The organism is Streptomyces racemochromogenes (assembly GCF_039535215.1).
Lineage (GTDB): Bacteria > Actinomycetota > Actinomycetes > Streptomycetales > Streptomycetaceae > Streptomyces > Streptomyces racemochromogenes.
This window is the reverse complement of record NZ_BAAAWT010000001.1, coordinates 1,898,683-1,917,104: the sequence shown is the minus strand read 5'-3', so window position 1 is coordinate 1,917,104 and position 18,422 is coordinate 1,898,683. Positions and strand designations below refer to the sequence as shown.

Genomic DNA, 18,422 nt, shown 5'->3' with positions numbered 1-18,422 from the left:
GGTCAGCACGCGTCCGCGACGAGCTCGCGGAACTCCTTCGCCGACATGGCCCTGCCCCCTGCCCACACCTCGCCGGGCTCCAGCCCGGCGAGGTCGTCCGCGGTGAAGGAGACGCTTCCCGAGTAGTCGGCGGAGCCCGGCGGGTGGAAGCTCAGGCCGTACCTGCGGCCGGGCCTGAGGCTCCGCTCCGCGCCCCACTCGCGGACCGCCCAGGTGGCCGGCGGGGAGAAGAGGGGGAACGTGACCCGTCCCGCGGCCAGTGGGGAGCCGCCTGCCATCCAGCCGTCCTCGGAGGCCGCCGACGGAGCCGTCACGCCGGGCTGCGGCGTACCGGACGCCGGAGCGTCGTGGACGAAGAAGTCCGCGGCGGCGACGGCGTCGCCGCCGCACGGCACCATCGTCACCTGCGGCGTTCCGTCGGCACCGATGCCGACCGAGATCAGCGGCCGGTCGGCCGCCGAGCAGCCCGCCAGCAGCCCCGCTCCCGCAACCACCAGTGCCACCCCGCACCACACGCGCCGCATCGGCCCACCCCCTGGCGGCAGGCTACGCGGGCGGGCTCTGGCGGGAGCAGGGACGGTCTTATGTCCCGCTCACACAGGAAATGACCGGTTCGGGTAGCGTCGTCGGTATGAGGACCAGGCTGATATCCGTACGCATGGGATCGGCGCTGTCCGGTCTGCTGCTGGTGCTGGGCGTCGGAGCGCTCGGGGCCGCCCCGCAGGCGGCCGCCGCCGACGGGGGGACCGCCGCCGTGGCGGAGGCGCTCAAGAAGGGGCCCGTGTACGTGGACCCCGGGGCCGCGGCCCAGCTGTCGCCCGCCCAGGCCGACGCCCTCGCCGCCAAGATCAAGGCGGCCGGCAAGCCGCTGTTCGTCGCCGTGCTGCCCGCCACCCCCGCCTTCCCGGCCGACAGCGTGCTGCGCACGGTCCGCACCGGGACGGGGATCACCGGGGTCTACGCCATCCGGCTGGGCGACGGCTTCGACGCCGGGGCCGACCGGGTCGTCATGTCGAACAACGCCGTCCGCAACCTCACCGACGCGGTGAAGGCGGGCGGGGCGGTGGACGCCGCGACCCAGCTGAACAACTTCGTCGACCAGGCCCTCCCGCAGATGAAGGGCAAGGCCCCGGCCTCCTGGAGCGGGGCCTCCGAAGGCGGCGGCTCCTCGGCCGGGGCGATGATCGCGCTCGGCGCGGTGGCCCTGGCCGGCGGCGGCGGTGCGTACCTGCTGGTCAAGCGGAACCGGAAGAAGAAGGAAGAGGCCCGGCGGGAGGCCGTCGCCCGGCTGAGTGTGGTCGTGGACGAGGACATCACCGCCTTCGGCGAGGAACTCGAACGCCTCGACTTCCACCCCGGCGAGCCCGGCGCCGACGACGCCATGCGCGCGGACTACGAGAAGGGGCTGGACTCCTACGAGAAGGCCAAGCGGATCATGGCCTCGGTGCGGGAGCCGCACGAGGTGCAGGGGGTGACCCAGGCGCTGGAGGACGGCCGGTTCGCCCTGGCCAGTCTCGACGCCCGCCGTCAGGGCAGGCCGCTGCCCGAGCGCCGCGTGCCCTGCTTCTTCGACCCGCGCCACGGGCCGAGCACCGAGGACGCGGCCTGGGCCCCGCCCGCGGGGGCGGCCCGTACCGTGCCGGTCTGCGCGGCGGACGCCGTACGGCTGCGCGACGGGCTGGACCCGGCGGTGCGCACCGTGGACACGGAGCACGGCCGCCGGCCGTACTACGACGCCGGCCCGGCGTACGGCCCCTGGGCCGGCGGGTACTTCGGCGGCGGGATGCTGCCCGGCCTGCTGGTGGGCACGATGCTCGGTTCGATGATGGCCACCCCCGCGTACGCCTCGGACTTCGGCGGCGGGTACGGCGGCTACGACGGCGGCGGCTTCGAGGGCGGGGACGTCTCCGGCGCCGACTTCAACCCGTCCGACTTCGGGGGCGGGGACTTCGGCGGCGGTGGCGGCTTCGACGGGGGCGGCGGGTTCGACGGCGGGGGCGGCTGGTAGCCGCCCCCGGGGTTCCGCGCGGCCCGTGGTCGGTCCTGGTCAGGCCTGCTTGACCGCGGAGATGTCGAAGGTCAGCCTGACCTTGTCGCTGACCATCACGCCGCCGGCCTCCAGGGCCGCGTTCCAGGTCAGGCCCCAGTCGGAGCGCAGGATCTCGGCCGAGCCCTCGAAGCCCACGCGCTCGCTGCCGTAGACGTCCGTGGCGGTGCCGGCGAACTCCAGGTCGATGGCGAGCGGACGCGTCACGTCCTTGATCGTCAGGTCACCGGTGATGCGGTACTTGTCGCCGCCCAGCTGCTCCGCCGAGGTGGAGCGGAAGGTCATCAGGGGGTAGAGCTCGGCGTCGAAGAAGTCGCTGCCCAGCAGGTGGGCGTCGCGGTCGGCGATGCCGGTGCTGACCGAGGCGATCTGCACGTCGATGGAGGCGGTGGAGCGCGACGGGTCGCTGCCGTCCAGGTGGAGGGCGCCCTCGTGCTGCGCGAAGCTGCCGCGGACGTTGGTCACCATGGCGTGGCGGACGGTGAAGCCGATGCTGCTGTGCGCGGGGTCGATGGCGTAGTCGCCGGTGAGGGCGGCGAGGGCCGGGTCGACGGGGAGCGTGGCCACCGCGCCCTGCTGGGCGGGGGCGGCGGTCTGGCTGCGGCGGGAGAAGAGGCCCATGACTTCCTCCTGGGGAGTCCGTGGTTTGGTTCAACTTTCAACAAGAGCGACGCTAGACCCATTCCGTTCAAATTTCAACTTCTTGGGTCGCGGTGACTCCGTTTTGTGGAACCCCCACAAAGGGGAGAGGGTCCTGCTGGGGGAGTCCATGCTTCCTTCGGAGGTTCTGTCCGGGCCGCACAGCGGACGGGGTCCGAGACTGTGTAGAACCAACGGAGGGTTTTGATGGCCACGCTCCGTAAGGTCGGTACATGACCGTTGTGGACCAGACCCCGAGCGAGCCGACGGACGCCCGCGGGCGCGTGGCCGAGCTGCACTCCCTCCGCGAGGAGGCCCGGCGCGGCCCCAGTGACCGCGCGACCGAGGCCCAGCACGCCAAGGGCAAGCTGACCGCGCGCGAGCGCATCGCGCTCCTGCTCGACGAAGGTTCCTTCAGGGAGGTCGAGCAGCTCCGCCGGCACCGGGCCACCGGCTTCGGCCTGGAGGCCAAGAAGCCCTACACCGACGGTGTCATCACCGGCTGGGGCACGGTCGAGGGCCGCACGGTCTTCGTCTACGCGCACGACTTCCGCATCTTCGGCGGCGCCCTGGGCGAGGCCCACGCCACGAAGATCCACAAGATCATGGACATGGCGATCGCCGCCGGTGCCCCGCTGGTCTCCCTCAACGACGGCGCCGGCGCCCGCATCCAGGAGGGCGTCTCCGCCCTCGCCGGCTACGGCGGCATCTTCCAGCGCAACACCAAGGCCTCGGGCGTCATCCCGCAGATCTCGGTGATGCTCGGCCCGTGCGCCGGCGGCGCCGCGTACTCCCCGGCCCTGACGGACTTCGTGTTCATGGTCCGGGACACCTCGCAGATGTTCATCACCGGCCCCGACGTCGTCCGCGCCGTCACCGGTGAGGAGATCACCCAGAACGGCCTCGGCGGCGCCGACGTGCACGCCGAGACCTCCGGCGTCGCGCACTTCGCGTACGACGACGAGGAGACCTGCATCGCCGAGGTCCGGTACCTCATCACGATGCTCCCCTCGAACAACCGCGAGAACCCGCCGGTCCACGAGAACACCGACCCCGCCGACCGGCGCTCGGACGTGCTCCTGGACCTGGTCCCCGCCGACGGCAACCGCCCGTACGACATGCTCAAGGTCATCGAGGAACTCGTCGACGACGGCGACGTCCTGGAAGTCCACGAGCGCTGGGCGCGCAACATCATCTGCGCCCTGGCCCGCCTGGACGGCCAGGTCGTCGGCATCGTCGCCAACCAGCCCGGCCACCTCGCCGGCGTCCTGGACATCCACGCGTCCGAGAAGGCCGCGCGCTTCGTCCAGATGTGCGACGCGTTCAACATCCCGATCGTCACCCTGCTGGACGTCCCGGGCTTCCTGCCCGGCGTCGACCAGGAGCACGGCGGCATCATCCGCCACGGCGCCAAGCTGCTGTACGCGTACTGCAACGCCACCGTGCCGCGGATCTCGCTGATCCTGCGCAAGGCCTACGGCGGCGCGTACATCGTCATGGACTCCCAGTCCATCGGCGCCGACCTCACCTACGCCTGGCCCACCAACGAGATCGCCGTCATGGGCGCCGAGGGCGCCGCCAACGTGATCTTCCGCAAGCAGATCGCGGACGCCGAGGACCCCGAGGCGATGCGCGCCCGGATGGTCAAGGAATACAAGGCCGAGCTGATGCACCCGTACTACGCGGCCGAGCGCGGCCTCGTGGACGACGTCATCGACCCCGCCGAGACCCGCGGGGTGCTCGTCAGCGCCCTCGCGATGCTCCGCACCAAGCACGCCGACCTGCCGTCTCGCAAGCACGGCAACCCGCCGCAGTAACGAGCGAAGGAGACCTGCCGACGATGAGCACCGCCACCGACACCCTGCTGAAGGTCGAGAAGGGCAACGCCGCCCCCGAGGAACTGGCCGCGATCACCGCGATCCTGCTCGCCCGCGCCGCCGCCACCCCGGAGGAGGCCGCCGCCACCCGCCGTTCCACGGCCGGCTGGCGCCGCCTGGAGCGCAGCCGGGGCTTCCAGGCCCCCCACAGCTGGCGCGGCTGAACAGCGCACGCACGAACGCCGGAAGGCCCCGCACCCCGAGGGTGCGGGGCCTTCCGCGTGCCCGTCCCCGGGGAGGCCGCGTCCCCGGGGACGGGCACGCGGAAGGCCCCCGTGTCCCGGACACGGGGGCCTTGCGCGGTGTTCCGCCCTGCTTACCGGAGCCGGGCCATGAGGGCGTGCTCGACGAGCGTGATGAGTGCGCTCTTGGCGTCCGCGCGGTGGCGGGCGTCGGTGGTGATGATGGGGGCGTCGGGGCCGATCTGGAGGGCCTCGCGCACTTCTTCGGGGGTGTAGGGCTGGTGTCCGTCGAAGCCGTTGAGGGCGATGACGAACGGCAGGCCGCTGTTCTCGAAGTAGTCGACGGCGGGGAAGCAGTCGGCGAGGCGGCGGGTGTCGACGAGGACGACGGCGCCGATGGCGCCGCGTACGAGGTCGTCCCACATGAACCAGAAGCGGTCCTGTCCGGGGGTACCGAAGAGGTACAGGATCAGGTCCTGGTCCAGGGTGATGCGGCCGAAGTCCATGGCGACCGTGGTGGTCGTCTTGTCACCGGTGTGGGTGAGGTCGTCGATACCCGCGGACGCGCTGGTCATGACGGCTTCGGTGCGCAGGGGGTTGATCTCGGAGACCGCGCCGACGAACGTGGTCTTGCCCACGCCGAAGCCGCCCGCCACCACGATCTTCGCGGAGGTGGTGGAGCGCGGAGCCGCTCCGCCGTTAGAGCTTGCGAAGTCCACTGAGCACCCTTTCGAGCAGTGTCACATCTGGCTGGCCGCCGGCAGACTCGTCGCCGCCGGGCTGGTGAATGGCGACAAGGCCCGCCTCCGCCAGGTCGGCGACGAGGATGCGGGCGACACCAAGAGGAATGGAGAGAAGTGCCGAGATCTCCGCGACGGATTTGATCTCCTGGCACAGGCGGCAGATGCGCTGGTGCTCGGGCAACTGCCCTTGCAGGCGCGCGGGGTCCGCCGTGGTACTGACCAGCGCCTCGATGGCGAGCTGGTAGCGCGGCCGGGTACGGCCGCCGGTCATCGCGTAGGGGCGCACCAGCGGGTTGTGCGCCTTCGGGGCTTGCGGCTGCGCGGCCCTGGGGGGCTGCTGCGGAAGCCGGTGGGGCGCCTGGGGCTGCTGGGGCTGGCCGTACGGCTGCTGGGCGTAGGGGTTGTGCTCCGGCACGGGCCGGCTGGGAGAGGAGGGGAAGTTGAAGCGGTTCTGGTCGTGCCCACCCTGCGGCTGCTGGCCGCCATAAGGATGTCCTCCGGGTGTTGTCACGTTTCCTCCTCCGACTCCAAGAACGCAGTACTCCCTGTGGAACCGCGCCACCGCACCCTACGGTGCGATGACGCGAAACGCACTGCCCGTTTGCTAGTTGAGAAGGCTTCCCTGCAGCTCCGCGCGGAGGTCCGGGGTGAGGACCGTGCCGGCGCGGTCGACGAGGAGGGCCATCTCGTAGCCCACGAGGCCGATGTCGCACTCGGGGTGCGCGAGCACCGCGAGCGAGGATCCGTCGGAGACGGACATCAGGAAGAGGAAACCGCGGTCCATCTCCACGACGGTCTGGTTGACGGCGCCGCCCTCGAAGATCCGGGAGGCACCGGCGGTCAGCGAGGTCAGGCCGGAGGCCACGGCCGCCAGCTGATCGGCGCGGTCGCGCGGGAATCCGTCGGACATCGCCAGCAGAAGGCCGTCGGCGGAGACCACCACCGTGTGGGACACCCCGGGGGTGTTGTCCACGAAGTTGGTGATCAACCAGTTCAGGTTCTGCGCCGCCTGGCTCATCGCGCTCACACTAACGCTCCTGGTCATAGCTGTTACTTGACTGCTCGGAACCCGCGCTGCGTCCCTGCTGGACACCGCGTCGCAGGTTGCTCAACCTGCCACGGACGTCCTCCGGGGCGCGGGAGACCTGGGGGCCTCCCTGCGGGGTCGTCTCCGCAGCGCCCTCGACCAGGTTGGCCTTGGGCACGCGCCGAGGGAGACCGGACGAGGTGACCCCGCCCGCCTTCGGCTCACGGAGCTTGCCGGCCTGCTGCCAGCGCTCGTCGTTCGTCGAGCGCCAGCCCGCGCCGGCTGCTGCCTCCTCCACATCCTGCTTCGGTTCGGCGGCCTGCTGCTGACGCTGCGGCCGCTGCTCGAAGAGGGATCCGGCGGACTCCGCTTCCTGCTGTGCCGGCTGCCACTGCTGCTGGCTGCCGCGTCGCGGCAGGCCCGCCCCGGTCAACTCGTGACCGGCGTCGGCAGCGGCGCCCGGACGGTCGAAGCCTACGCGGTCCAGGGCCGGTTCGGGAGCGGAGGGCGATTCCGAATCGGTCCCGTAATCCTGCTGGTAGGAGCCCGGGTAGGTGTTCTGCCCGGGCCACTCGGCCTGCTGGGACTGGTCCTCGTAGCCGCCGTCGTACGCCTGGGCGGGCTGCTGCCCGTCCTGGTAGCCGGCCTCCGGATACGAGTAGCCCTGCTCCGGGTACGCCTCGTAGGCACCCGGCTGCTGCTGGGCGTCGTACGGAGCCTCGTAGCCCTGCGCGGACTGCTGCTCGTAGCCCTGGTACTCCTGGTACCCGTGCTCCGGCTGCGGTTCCGGATAGTCCTGCGCCTCGGGACCGGGGTACTGCTCCTGGTCCTGAGCCTGCGGGAAGTTGAGCTGCGCCTCCAGCGCGGCCCGGCGCTCCTCGCGGCCCAGGGACCGCACGACCGGGTCCGCGGGCTTCGCGTCGCCGCCCTGGGCGCCCGGGGCGTCGTAGGCGGAGTCGTCGAAGCCGAGCTCGGCGGCCGTCCGCAGCGGGGCGGCCTGCTGGGCCTGCTGCTGCGGAATGATCGAGGAGACGGTGAAGTCGTCGTCCGGGATGCCCTCGCCACCGCCACCGTGGGTGATGGCGTCGGGGAGCATGACCAGCGAGGTGGTGCCGGCCGCCTCGCCCGAGGGGCGCAGCTGGACGCGGATGCTGTGGCGGTCCGCCAGCCGGCCGACCACGAACAGACCCATGCGCTGCGAGATCGCGGCGTCCACGGTCGGCGGGTTGGCCAGCTTGTGGTTGATGTCCGCGAAGTCCTCGGCGGTGAGGCCGATGCCCTTGTCGTGGATCTCGACCATCACGCGGCCGTCGGGCAGACGCGTGGCGGTGACGCGGACCTTGGTCTGCGGGGAGGAGAACGTGGTGGCGTTCTCCAGGAGCTCGGCGAGCAGGTGCACGAGGTCGGTCACGGCCTGGCCGTGGATCTCGGCCTCGGAGACGCCCGAGAGCTCGATGCGCTCGTACTGCTCCACCTCGGAGGAGGCGGCGCGCAGCACGTCGACGAGGGGCACCGGCTGGTCCCAGCGGCGGCCCGGGTTCTCACCCGCGAGGATGAGGAGGTTCTCGCCGTTGCGGCGCATACGGGTGGCCAGGTGGTCCAGGCGGAAGAGGTTCTCCAGCTGGTCCGGGTCGGCCTCGTTGTTCTCCAGGTCGGTGATGAGGGTCAGCTGGCCCTCGATCAGCGACTGGTTGCGCATGGAGAGGTTCGTGAAGATCGCGTTGACGTTGCCCCGCAGGAGCGCCTGCTCGGCGGCGAGCCGGACCGCTTCCCGGTGGACCTGGTCGAAGGCGCGGGCGACCTCGCCGATCTCGTCGCGGGAGGTGATCGGGATCGGCTCCACGCGGGTGTCGACCTTGCCCGGATCGGTCCGCGAGAGCTGGTCGACGAGCGCGGGCAGCCGCTGCTCGGCGATGTCGAAGGCGGAGCTGCGCAGACGGCGCATCGAGCGGCTCATCTGGCGGGCCATCATGGCGGCCAGGATGAAGGCGGCCAGCAGGGCCACGACCACGATGGCGCCGGTCAGGATGGCGTCGCCGCGCGACTCGTCGGAGACCGCGACGGCGTCCTTGACGGCCTTGTCGAGGAGTTCCTTCTCGATCTCGGCGTAGCCGTCGAACTTGGCGGTGGCGGCGGCCTGCCAGGCGGGGGCGGTGGTGCCGTTGAGGGCGAGCTTGGCGGGCTTCTCGCCGCCGGCTATCGCCTCGGTCATGCCGGTGAGGGCGGAGCCGTTCACCACGGGCGGAGCCTTGAAGACGGTGCCGGACTGCTCGGCGGCCTGCTTGGCCTGGGCGAGCTTGGCGGCACCCTCCTGGGACTTCTTGCCCATGACCTCCTTGAGCCGGTTGGTGTCCTCGTCGGTGCCGGCGGCGACGTACTCGCCGATGGCGATCTCTTCGAGGTAGGCGTAGGAGGAGAAGGCGACCAGCTGGGCCTTGCGGACTTCCTCGTTCTCGTTCGGGCGCACCAGCAGGTGCGTGCCGACGGAGCGCTGGAGCGAGTTCGCGGCCTTCGCCAGCTCGACCGCGTAGACCATGCGGCCGTAGCTGGTGACGTTTCCGGTGCCCAGGCCCAGTTCGTTGGAGAACTGCATGAGGTAGTGCTGGACCAGCACGTAGCCCTCTTCGGTCGGGATGGGGCCGGCCGAGGAGGGGAGGTTCTTCTTCTGGGTCTCCGGGACGGCGTAGGCCGTCTTGCGGACCTGCTCCAGCTTCGGCTCCTCCTGGCGGAAGAGTTCGAGGCGGCGCTCCAGGCCCTGCTTGGCCGGGAGGTCCTTCGCGGCCTGGGCGAACTTGGCCTTGGCCGCGTCCGTGGCCGCGTACGCCTTGGCCACCGCGGCGTTGTTGCGGTCGTTCTTGAGGAGGGGCTCGGCGGTGAGGTCGCGCTCGTTGAGGAGGGCCTGGCCGTATTCGGCCGCGGCCTGGACGATCCGCGCGGTCTTCTCGGCGTCCTTGGCCTCGTTCCAGCTGTCGACCGAGCCCTTCACCTGGAAGCCGCCCATGACCAGTCCGACGAGGACGGGAACCATGAGGATGGCGTTCAGCTTGGTGGCCACCCGCCAGTTGCGGGGGGCGAGCTTGCTGGTGCTTCCGCTGCTCGTGGATGGTTCCACGGGCACGTCGACGGGCGACATGGCCGCGCGCGGCGGCGGGGTGAAGTTGCCTCGCGCGGGTTCATCCGCGGGGCTCGACTTGCTTCGCCTCACTCGACCAACAACCTCTCGGCGGTGCTACTAGCTGGTTCGTTGAATTCCAGCACGGTTAAGCGCCGTGTTCCAAACAGTTGAATCCGGCCATTCCCAGAACCTTACGCCCCGCATAAAACGGACATAAAGAGCGAGCTGCGGCAAAAATGGGGCCCGTCGTGCGCGCAGCGGCACCGACCGAACGCACGCCGTGTCCGCCTGACGGCAATTCACTGTCGAAACGTTATGAACACGAGGGGCGGGCCGTGTTCGAGAACACAGCCCGCCCCCGGCGTATTGCCTTGTAATGCGTGCTACTTGAGCCGGGCCATGAGGGCGTGCTCGACGAGCGTGATGAGTGCGCTCTTGGCGTCCGCGCGGTGGCGGGCGTCGGTGGTGATGATGGGGGCGTCGGGGCCGATCTGGAGGGCCTCGCGCACTTCTTCGGGGGTGTAGGGCTGGTGTCCGTCGAAGCCGTTGAGGGCGATGACGAACGGGAGGCCCGAGTTCTCGAAGTAGTCGACGGCGGGGAAGCAGTCGGCGAGGCGGCGGGTGTCGACGAGGACGACGGCGCCGATGGCGCCGCGTACGAGGTCGTCCCACATGAACCAGAAGCGGTCCTGTCCGGGGGTACCGAAGAGGTACAGGATCAGGTCCTGGTCCAGGGTGATGCGGCCGAAGTCCATGGCGACCGTGGTGGTCTTCTTGTCGCCGGTGTGCGTGAGGTCGTCGATGCCCGCGCTCGCGGACGTCATCACGGCCTCGGTTCTCAGCGGGTTGATCTCGGAGACGGCGCCGACGAACGTGGTCTTGCCCACGCCGAAGCCGCCCGCCACCACGATCTTCGCGGAGGTGGTGGAGCGAGGAGCCGCCCCACCGTCAGAGCTTGCGAAGTCCACTGAGAACCCTCTCGAGCAGCGTTACATCCGGCGTTCCGCCGGCCTCTCCATTGCCCGGCTGGTGGATGGCCACCATGCCGGCTTCCGCCAGGTCGGCGACGAGGATGCGGGCGACGCCGAGAGGCATCGAAAGCAGTGCGGAGACCTCCGCGACCGACTTCACCTCGCGGCACAGGGTGCAGATGCGCTGGTGTTCCGGCAGCAGGCCGGACAGGTGCATCGGGTCGGCCGTCGTGCTGACCAGCGCCTCGATGGCGAGCTGGTAGCGCGGACGGGTCCGGCCGCCGGTCATCGCGTACGGGCGGACGAGCGGCTGATCGCCTTCCGAGTACGAATCTCCGTACGCGTCGGGGTAGGCGGGGGGCGGGGTCATTGATCCTCCGGGCTGGACAGCAGTGGTCAGCGTGCCGTCTGACAGGGCGGCCGGTGGGGGGACATGACGGCCTGTCGGGGGTACTGGATTCCGGGTGTGCGGACCCGGTTCCCCGGCCGGAAGTACCGTCCGGCCGGGGAGGGGGGTGTCAGATGAGCAGGCTTCCCTGGAGCTCCGCGCGCAGGTCCGGGGTGAGGACGTTGCCGGCGCGGTCAACGAGGAGGGCCATCTCGTAGCCGACGAGGCCGATGTCGCATTCGGGGTGCGCGAGCACGGCCAGCGAGGATCCGTCGGAGACGGACATCAGGAAGAGGAACCCACGGTCCATCTCCACGACGGTCTGGTTGACGGCGCCGCCCTCGAAGATCCGGGAAGCCCCGGCGGTCAGCGAGGTCAGGCCGGAGGCCACGGCCGCCAGCTGGTCGGCGCGGTCACGGGGGAATCCTTCGGACATCGCCAGAAGGAGTCCGTCGGCGGAGACCACCACGGTGTGGGACACCCCGGGGGTGTTGTCCACGAAGTTGGTGATCAACCAGTTCAGGTTCTGTGCCGCCTGGCTCATCGAACTCAACTATCGCTCCTGCTGGTAAGTGGGGTCGATGTGGTAACTGCCGGTCGCGGGGCCGGTGGTGCCGGCCTGGCGGCCCTGCTGGATACCGCGACGGAGGTTGGTGAGACGGCCGCGGACGTCGTCCGGGGCGCGCGAGACCTGCGGGCCGGCCTGGGTGTCCGACTGCTGCTGCGCGGTACCCGCCACGAGGTTCGCACGCGGCACCCGGCGCGGCAGACCCGAGGTGGTGATACCGCCGGCGGCGGGCTGGCGCACGCGCTCGGCCTGCCGCATCAGCTCGTCGTTCGGGGACGCCTTCCAGCTGACCGTCGGCGTGCTGCCGGTGACCGCCGGAGCGGGCTCGGCGGGGAGCTCCTGGCCGCGCTGCGGAAGCGGCTGGTGCGGAGCCGCGGCGACCGGGGCACCCTGCTGGGGCTGGTGCGGCTGCTGGGGGACGGCCAGTCCCTGCCCGGCGGACTGCTGCCCGCCCTGGTGGGACCAGTGCGAGTCCAGCGGCTGCGCCGGAGCCGGCGGCAGGGCCTCCGGCTGGTACGCCTGCGGGAGGCGCGGGGCCTCGGCGCGCGGGGCCGGAGCCGGAGCGTAACCACCGGGCTGCTGGGCCTGCTGCTGCTCCGCGTAGCCGCCGACACCGGGGCCGCCCGGGCGGGCGAACTGTCCGGTGGAGGACGGGTCCAGCGGGCCCGCCTGCTGCGGCCGCTCGAACTGGCCGGTGCTGCCGCCCTGCGGGTACGGGGCGTTGAAGTCGGGGCGGGCGAACTCGGCTGTGGAGCCGGGGCCCGACAGCTCGTCGTGGCCGCGCGGGACCTCGTGGCCGCCCTGGGCCGCGGCGCCCCAGCTGGTGCCCTGCGGGGCCGGGGCCGGGGCCGGAGTGGGAACCGGAGCCGCCGGACCGCCCGCGTGCGGGAGCTCCGGACGGGAGCCGCCGCCGTCGCGCGCCGGCAGCTGCGGCCGCCTGCGCTTGACCGGGGCACCCGGCTGCTGCTGGGGCCGGCCCTGCTGGGGCTGCTGCCCCTGGCCCGGGCCCTGCGGCGGCTGGGGACGCTCGAAGCCGTTGCCCTGCTGCGCGAACCCGCCCTGGGCACCGCCCTGCTGCGGGAAGCCGCCGGGACCGCCGGGACCGCCGGCCGGCCGCGCCTGCGGGCCGCCGGACTGACCGCGGGCCGGCAGCGGAGCACCGCCGCCGAAGGCACCCTGGCCCTGGGACTGGCCCGTCGGGGCGGAGGGACCGCCCTGCGGACGGGGACCCTGGCCCTGCGGGCGCTGCTGCTGGCCGGGGCCGCCGTCACGGCCCGGCAGGGCCGTGCGCTGGCCGCCGCCGGCGACCTGGCCGCGCTGCTGGCCGGCGCCCACGGGGGGACGCGCGCCCGCACCGGGCATGGAGGCCTGCTGGCCGCCGGGGGCACCCGGACCGCCGGGACCGCCGGGACCGCCCGGCGCGCCGCCGGGACCGCCCTGACCGCCCTGGCCCGGCATCGGACCCGGCTTCTTGCCGCCCTGGGCGACGTCCACCGGAAGCATGACGAGGGCCGTCGTACCGCCCGAGTCGGAGGGGCGCAGCTGGATGCGGATGCCGTGTCGCAGGGACAGGCGGCCGACCACGAACAGACCCATTCGACGGGACACCGAGACGTCCACGGTGGGCGGCGAGGCGAGCCGCTCGTTGATCGCGGCGAGGTCCTCGGGGGAGAGGCCGATGCCGGTGTCGTGGATCTCGACGAGCACGCGGCCGTCGGGCAGCGCGTGACCGGTGACCTTGACCTTGGTCTGCGGGGAGGAGAACGAGGTGGCGTTCTCCAGCAGCTCGGCGAGGAGGTGCACGAGGTCGTTGACGACGCGGCCGGCGACATCGGTGCCGGGCACCGCCGCCAGCTCGATGCGCTCGTACTGCTCCACCTCGGACGCGGCGGCACGGAGCACGTCGACGAGCGGGACGGGGCGGGTCCACCGGCGGCCCGGCTCCTCGCCCGCGAGGACGAGGAGGTTTTCGCCGTTACGGCGCATGCGGGTCGCGAGGTGGTCGAGCTTGAAGAGCGAGGAGAGCTGGTCCGGGTCGGCCTCGCGCGACTCCAGTTCGGAGATGAGCGACAGCTGGCGCTGGATGAGGCCCTGGGAGCGGCGCGAGAGGTTGGTGAACATCGCGTTGACGTTGCCCCGGAGGAGGGCCTGCTCGGCGGCGAGGCGGACGGCCTCGCGGTGCACGTCGTCGAAGGCCGCGGCCACCTGGCCGATCTCGTCGCGGGTGTGCAGGCCGACGGACTCCACGGAGGTGTCCACGTCCTGCGGGTCCGACTCGGAGAGCTGCTTGACGAGCTCGGGCAGGCGGTCCTGGGCGACGCGCGTCGCGGTGTCCTGCAGGCGGCGCAGCGAGCGGATCATGGACCGGGCCATGACGAAGGCGCCGATGAGCGAGACACCGAGGACGAGGAGGATCAGGGCACCGTTGATGATGGCGTCCTGCTGCGACTCGCTCTTGAGCTCGCGGGCCTTCTGCTCCATGTCCTCCAGCAGCGTGAGCTCGATCTGCTGCATCGCGCGGAGCTTGGTGTCGTCGGCGTCGTACCAGTCCATCCAGGAGCGGTTCTTCTCCTTGACGAACTGTCCCTGGGTGCTCAGCACGCGGCGGGCGTAGTGGTCGGCGGTGCCGATCTCGGAGTTGCCGTCGCCGAGGGAGCTGAGGAGCTCCTCGGGCTTGCCCTGGTAGACGAGCTCGAAGGTCTTCTTCGACTGGCTCTCGCCGCGGAGCGCGGAGAGGGCGTAGAGGCGGTCGTTCTCCTCCAGCTTGCCCTGCTTCTCGCTGCTCTCGGGGAGCGAGGCGGCGATGATCGCGCGCTGGATGGACGCGTACTCCTTGGCGGAGGAGAACGCCGCCAGGGCGCGGGTGCGCTTGATCATCTCGGGGTTCGAGGTGGCCTGGGCCATGTCCTGCGAGAGCGAGAGCAGCGAGACGATCAGCGCGTTGTACTCGGTGACGGTCTGCTGGGCGCCGTTCTGGTACGCCTTCTTGCGGATGTCCTCGATGCCGGTGAGCTGGCGGCCGATCTGGAGGATGTTGTTGCGGATCGACTTGAGGGTCTCGTCCTTGTCCTGCGCGTTGTCGACCTTGTCGGTCGCGGCGGCGAAGGCCTTGGCGGCGGCGTCGGTCTGGTCGCGGACACCCTCGACGAGGCTGTTGGCCTTGCCGTCCTTGGTGATCGACATCGGACCGGCCGACTTGTCCCGCTCCTCCTGGAGCATGGCGGCGAGGCTGGTCGCCTGGCGCGTCATCACCGTCAGCAGCTGCATGTGCTCCAGCTGCTGGATGTCCTCGAGCGAGTCGTTGATACGGAAGCCACCGAGGGAGGTGGCGGCGACGACGGGCAGGGTCAGCAGCGACACGAGTCGCGTGCTGATGCGCCAGTTCTGCATGGCGAGACGGGAGCCGGGCCCGGGCGGGGCCTTCGGTATCGCCTCGTCGGTCGCGGGTGACTCGGCCGTGCCCTTGGCCCTGCCCGGCTTGACGGCCTTGCCGGGCTTCCCGGCCTTGCCGGACCTGCCGCGGCCCTTCGCCTTCACCGAGGAGGTGTCGGGGCCGGCTCCTTCGGCAGCCGGCCCGCGGTTCTGGGCGTGCTGGGGTGAGGAGCCACGGTCGATCCCGCCGCGCGGCTCCTGCTCCGCCGCAGCGCTGCCATCCCTCTTGAATCGTCCCTGCACTAGCGTCGCAACCTCTGGACCAGGCGCCCCGCCGGGTGAACGGCGGAACGGTGTCGAGTCGTGGGGCACTGACGGCCCCATGGTGGTCGTCGGTGACCGGCGCGTCTCCCTCTCCATTGCCGCCGCGCGCGGCGCTCTCTTGCGCCACCTGCGCGCCGGCTGATACCCGCGGCGGTCCCGCGAATTCCAGCACAGTGGGGGATCTCCAACAAGGTGCGCGTGTCGCCCCGGCGGGGCGGTCACGGCTCGTGGCGGGAGGGCTACGCGCCGTGGAGGCACTATGGGGAGGAATCGGACTTACGTCAACCAAAGCTTCGGTTCGGCAAGGTGTCCCAGTCGAGATGATCAGGAGCGGAATGGCGCATTCAGTGGCGCAATGTCCGTTTCCGCAGGCCCAATTGACCGCCTGTTATGCCCGTATTGCCCGGTCGCTGGTGAGGAAACTCACACGACTGTGGCCATTACTTACCGGTTCAGACGGGGATTCGGATGTTTAGCCTTGCCTGTTAAAGGGTTGGCGCCACATCCGGCGCATCCGACAACCCTCATCCCACGAAGCGACCCGAGGGCCCGAAACTCCGATGAAGACGACGATGATGTTCCGCAACATAGCCAACCCCCGCCGCACCACCCTCGCGCACCTGAAGGACGCCGAGGAGCTGCAGGTGGCGCCGGCCACTCCGGAGCACTCCGTCGACCTGCCGGCGCAGACCGCGAACCCCCGCCGCACCGTCCTCATGAACGCCCCGGTCGCCGCGGCACAGTAGTCCCTCCGCAGTAGTGGCTCCGTAAAGGAGCGCGAGGCGCCGCCGCCCACCGCGTTAGCCTGGAGTACGCAGACTCCAGCCAGCGGAAATACAGAGGGGCAGACGCAACACGTGCGCATCGCCAGGTTCTCGATCGACGGCAATGTCGCGTTCGGCGCGGTCGAGGGCAGCACTGCCCCCGGCGCCGAAGGTGAGCTCGTCCTCGACATCATCAAGGGCATCCCGTTCGCGGACTTCGAGCTCTCCGGCACGAAGGTGCCGCTGAGCAAGGTCCGGCTGCTGCCGCCCGTGCTCCCGAACAAGGTCGTGGCCATCGGCCGCAACTACGCGGAGCACGCGGCGGAGCTCGGGAACCAGGTCCCGGACGCCCCGATCACCTTCTTCAAGCCCTCCACCTCCGTGGTCGGCCCGGGCGACCCGATCGTCTACCCCTCCTTCTCCCAGGAGGTGCACCACGAGGCGGAGCTCGCCGTGGTGATCGGACGCATGTGCCGCGAGGTCCCGAAGGAGCGCGTGAAGGACGTCATCCTCGGCTACACCTGCGCCAACGACGTCACCGCCCGTGACGTCCAGCAGCGCGAGAAGCAGTGGGCCCGGGCCAAGGGCTTCGACAGTTCCTGCCCGCTCGGCCCCTGGATCGAGACCGACCTGGACCCGGGCGACCTGACCGTCCAGTGCACCGTCAACGGCGAACAGCGCCAGCTCGGCCGCACCAGCGACATGGTCCGCTCCATCGAGGACCTGATCGTGCACATCAGCGAGGCCATGACACTGCTCCCGGGCGACGTCATCCTCACGGGGACCCCGGCCGGAGTCGGCCCCCTCAACGTCGGCGACGAGGTCGCCGTCACCATCGAAGGCATCGGCACTCTCACCAACAAGGTGATCAAGCGTGGCTAACGCGACCGTCCGCGTACGTTTCTGTCCCTCCCCGACCGGCAACCCCCACGTGGGCCTGGTCCGCACCGCCCTCTTCAACTGGGCGTTCGCCCGCCACCACGGCGGTACGTTCGTCTTCCGCATCGAGGACACCGACGCGGCGCGCGACTCCGAGGAGTCGTACGAGCAGCTCCTCGACTCGCTGAAGTGGCTCGGCTTCACCTGGGACGAGGGCCCCGAGGTCGGCGGCCCGCACGCCCCGTACCGCCAGTCCCAGCGCATGGACATCTACAAGGACGTCGCGCAGAGGCTCCAGGACGGCGGCTACGCCTACCCCTGCTACTGCACCACCGAGGAGCTCGACGCCCGCCGCGACGCCGCCCGCGCGGCCGGCAAGCCCTCCGGCTACGACGGCCAGTGCCGCGACCTCACCGACGAGCAGAAGAGCGCGTACGAGGCCGAGGGCCGCACCTCGATCGTCCGCTTCCGGATGCCCGACGAGACCATCACCTTCACGGACCTGGTCCGCGGCGAGCTCTCCTTCACCCCGGAGAACGTGCCGGACTTCGGCATCGTCCGCGCGAACGGCGCCCCGCTGTACACGCTCGTCAATCCGGTCGACGACGCGCTGATGGAGATCACGCACGTCCTGCGCGGCGAGGACCTGCTGTCCTCCACCCCCCGCCAGATCGCCCTCTACAAGGCGCTGACCGACCTGGGCGTCGCGAAGGCCACCCCGCGGTTCGGCCACCTGCCGTACGTGATGGGCGAGGGCAACAAGAAGCTCTCCAAGCGCGACCCCGAGTCCTCGCTCAACCTCTACCGCGAGCGCGGCTTCCTGCCCGAGGGCCTGCTGAACTACCTCTCGCTCCTCGGCTGGTCCTTCTCCAAGGACCAGGACATCTTCTCGATCGAGGAGATGGTGGCGAAGTTCGACATCGACGGCGTCAACGCCAACCCGGCCCGCTTCGACCTCAAGAAGGCCGAGGCGATCAACGCCGACCACATCCGCCGGATGGACCCCAAGGCCTTCGCGGACGCCTGCGAGCCGTGGCTGCGCGCCCCGCACGCCAACTGGGCGCCCGAGGACTTCGACGCCGAGGCCTGGGCCCGGATCGCGCCGCACGCCCAGACCCGTGTGACCGTCCTCTCGGACATCACCGCGAACGTGGACTTCCTCTTCCTGAAGGAGCCCGTCGAGGACCAGGCGTCCTGGGACAAGGCCATGAAGGGCGAGCCCGCGGCCCTGCTGACCACGGCGCGGGAGAACCTCGCCGCCGCCGACTGGTCGGACCCGGAGTCCCTCAAGCAGGCCGTCCTGACGGCCGGCGAGGCCCACGGCCTCAAGCTCGGCAAGGCCCAGGCCCCGGTCCGCGTGGCCGTCACCGGCCGCACCGTCGGCCTGCCGCTCTTCGAGTCCCTGGAGATCCTGGGCAAGGAGCGCTCGCTGGCGCGCATCGACGCGGCCCTGGCGAAGCTCTCCGCCTGACCCGCACCACCCCGTGGGGGCGGCAGCCGACCCGGCTGCCGCCCCCACGGCGTTC

The 18,422-nt window shown here is 71.0% G+C and carries 16 protein-coding genes; 6 read left to right on the top strand and 10 right to left on the bottom strand.

What is annotated here, in order from left to right; genetic code table 11:
• Positions 1-2: 2 nt before the first annotated feature.
• Entirely contained in the window at positions 3-494 is a 492-nt protein-coding gene (locus ABD973_RS08655) for a hypothetical protein (protein WP_345499606.1), read from the bottom strand.
• Between the two features lie 137 nt (positions 495-631).
• Between ABD973_RS08655 and ABD973_RS08650 the strand changes: the two genes are divergently transcribed.
• A complete protein-coding gene (locus tag ABD973_RS08650; RefSeq protein WP_125822614.1) occupies positions 632-2,008 on the top strand; it encodes a hypothetical protein in 1,377 nt (458 codons plus the stop codon).
• Positions 2,009-2,047: 39 nt separating this feature from the next.
• On the opposite strand, the gene ABD973_RS08645 is transcribed toward ABD973_RS08650, so the two are convergent.
• Positions 2,048-2,668, bottom strand: coding sequence for a YceI family protein (locus tag ABD973_RS08645; protein WP_125822615.1), 621 nt, complete (start codon positions 2,666-2,668; stop codon positions 2,048-2,050).
• A 251-nt stretch (positions 2,669-2,919) separates the two neighbouring features.
• Between ABD973_RS08645 and ABD973_RS08640 the strand changes: the two genes are divergently transcribed.
• Both ABD973_RS08640 and ABD973_RS08635 read left to right on the top strand, forming a co-directional pair.
• Positions 2,920-4,503 carry an acyl-CoA carboxylase subunit beta gene (locus tag ABD973_RS08640; RefSeq protein WP_125594563.1) on the top strand — a complete coding sequence of 528 codons (1,584 nt, stop codon included), beginning with the start codon at positions 2,920-2,922 and terminating at the stop codon, positions 4,501-4,503.
• 23 nt (positions 4,504-4,526) lie between these two features.
• Positions 4,527-4,727 (top strand): acyl-CoA carboxylase subunit epsilon, encoded by a 201-nt coding sequence (locus ABD973_RS08635; RefSeq protein WP_125594564.1) that lies wholly within the window; start codon positions 4,527-4,529, stop codon positions 4,725-4,727.
• 152 nt (positions 4,728-4,879) lie between these two features.
• Here ABD973_RS08635 and ABD973_RS08630 read toward each other — a convergent pair whose 3' ends face one another.
• From ABD973_RS08630 to ABD973_RS08595, 8 genes are all read right to left on the bottom strand, one after another.
• The gene (locus ABD973_RS08630) at positions 4,880-5,464 is read right to left on the bottom strand and encodes a GTP-binding protein (protein WP_007266770.1); all 585 of its coding nucleotides are present in this window, start codon (positions 5,462-5,464) and stop codon (positions 4,880-4,882) included.
• Positions 5,445-5,999 (bottom strand): DUF742 domain-containing protein, encoded by a 555-nt coding sequence (locus ABD973_RS08625; RefSeq protein WP_125594565.1) that lies wholly within the window; start codon positions 5,997-5,999, stop codon positions 5,445-5,447. The genes ABD973_RS08630 and ABD973_RS08625 overlap by 20 nt, the downstream gene beginning before the upstream one ends.
• Positions 6,000-6,092: 93 nt before the next feature.
• The gene (locus ABD973_RS08620) at positions 6,093-6,506 is read right to left on the bottom strand and encodes a roadblock/LC7 domain-containing protein (RefSeq protein ID WP_007266772.1); all 414 of its coding nucleotides are present in this window, start codon (positions 6,504-6,506) and stop codon (positions 6,093-6,095) included.
• A gap of 10 nt (positions 6,507-6,516) precedes the next feature.
• The gene (locus ABD973_RS08615; protein WP_125822616.1) at positions 6,517-9,720 is read right to left on the bottom strand and encodes a sensor histidine kinase; all 3,204 of its coding nucleotides are present in this window, start codon (positions 9,718-9,720) and stop codon (positions 6,517-6,519) included.
• Between the two features lie 293 nt (positions 9,721-10,013).
• Positions 10,014-10,598, bottom strand: coding sequence for a GTP-binding protein (locus ABD973_RS08610; RefSeq protein WP_007266774.1), 585 nt, complete (start codon positions 10,596-10,598; stop codon positions 10,014-10,016).
• The gene (locus ABD973_RS08605) at positions 10,579-10,971 is read right to left on the bottom strand and encodes a DUF742 domain-containing protein (RefSeq protein WP_007266775.1); all 393 of its coding nucleotides are present in this window, start codon (positions 10,969-10,971) and stop codon (positions 10,579-10,581) included. The genes ABD973_RS08610 and ABD973_RS08605 overlap by 20 nt, the downstream gene beginning before the upstream one ends.
• A gap of 148 nt (positions 10,972-11,119) precedes the next feature.
• The gene (locus tag ABD973_RS08600) at positions 11,120-11,533 is read right to left on the bottom strand and encodes a roadblock/LC7 domain-containing protein (RefSeq protein WP_007266776.1); all 414 of its coding nucleotides are present in this window, start codon (positions 11,531-11,533) and stop codon (positions 11,120-11,122) included.
• A 9-nt stretch (positions 11,534-11,542) separates the two neighbouring features.
• Positions 11,543-15,232 (bottom strand): sensor histidine kinase, encoded by a 3,690-nt coding sequence (locus ABD973_RS08595; protein ID WP_345499599.1) that lies wholly within the window; start codon positions 15,230-15,232, stop codon positions 11,543-11,545.
• Between the two features lie 581 nt (positions 15,233-15,813).
• Here ABD973_RS08595 and ABD973_RS08590 point away from each other — a divergent pair.
• The 3 genes from ABD973_RS08590 to gltX all read left to right on the top strand — a co-directional run bounded on the left by ABD973_RS08590 (position 15,814) and on the right by gltX (position 18,367).
• Positions 15,814-15,999 carry a hypothetical protein gene (locus ABD973_RS08590; RefSeq protein WP_125594569.1) on the top strand — a complete coding sequence of 62 codons (186 nt, stop codon included), beginning with the start codon at positions 15,814-15,816 and terminating at the stop codon, positions 15,997-15,999.
• A 111-nt stretch (positions 16,000-16,110) separates the two neighbouring features.
• Entirely contained in the window at positions 16,111-16,899 is a 789-nt protein-coding gene (locus tag ABD973_RS08585; protein ID WP_125594570.1) for a fumarylacetoacetate hydrolase family protein, read from the top strand.
• Positions 16,892-18,367: a glutamate--tRNA ligase gene (gene gltX, locus ABD973_RS08580; RefSeq protein ID WP_125822618.1), complete on the top strand. Its 1,476-nt coding sequence runs from the start codon at positions 16,892-16,894 to the stop codon at positions 18,365-18,367. Before ABD973_RS08585 ends, gltX begins: the two co-directional genes overlap by 8 nt.
• Positions 18,368-18,422: the final 55 nt, after the last annotated feature.

Bases quoted from the DNA above. Each gene is read 5' to 3' on its own strand.
- ABD973_RS08650 (WP_125822614.1), top strand. From the start codon at position 632: ATGAGGACCAGGCTGATATCCGTACGCATGGGATCGGCGCTGTCCGGT.
- ABD973_RS08645 (WP_125822615.1), bottom strand. From the start codon at position 2,668: ATGGGCCTCTTCTCCCGCCGCAGCCAGACCGCCGCCCCCGCCCAGCAG.
- ABD973_RS08640 (WP_125594563.1), top strand. From the start codon at position 2,920: ATGACCGTTGTGGACCAGACCCCGAGCGAGCCGACGGACGCCCGCGGG.
- ABD973_RS08635 (WP_125594564.1), top strand. From the start codon at position 4,527: ATGAGCACCGCCACCGACACCCTGCTGAAGGTCGAGAAGGGCAACGCC.
- ABD973_RS08620 (WP_007266772.1), bottom strand. From the start codon at position 6,506: ATGAGCCAGGCGGCGCAGAACCTGAACTGGTTGATCACCAACTTCGTG.
- ABD973_RS08605 (WP_007266775.1), bottom strand. From the start codon at position 10,971: ATGACCCCGCCCCCCGCCTACCCCGACGCGTACGGAGATTCGTACTCG.
- ABD973_RS08600 (WP_007266776.1), bottom strand. From the start codon at position 11,533: ATGAGCCAGGCGGCACAGAACCTGAACTGGTTGATCACCAACTTCGTG.
- ABD973_RS08590 (WP_125594569.1), top strand. From the start codon at position 15,814: ATGAAGACGACGATGATGTTCCGCAACATAGCCAACCCCCGCCGCACC.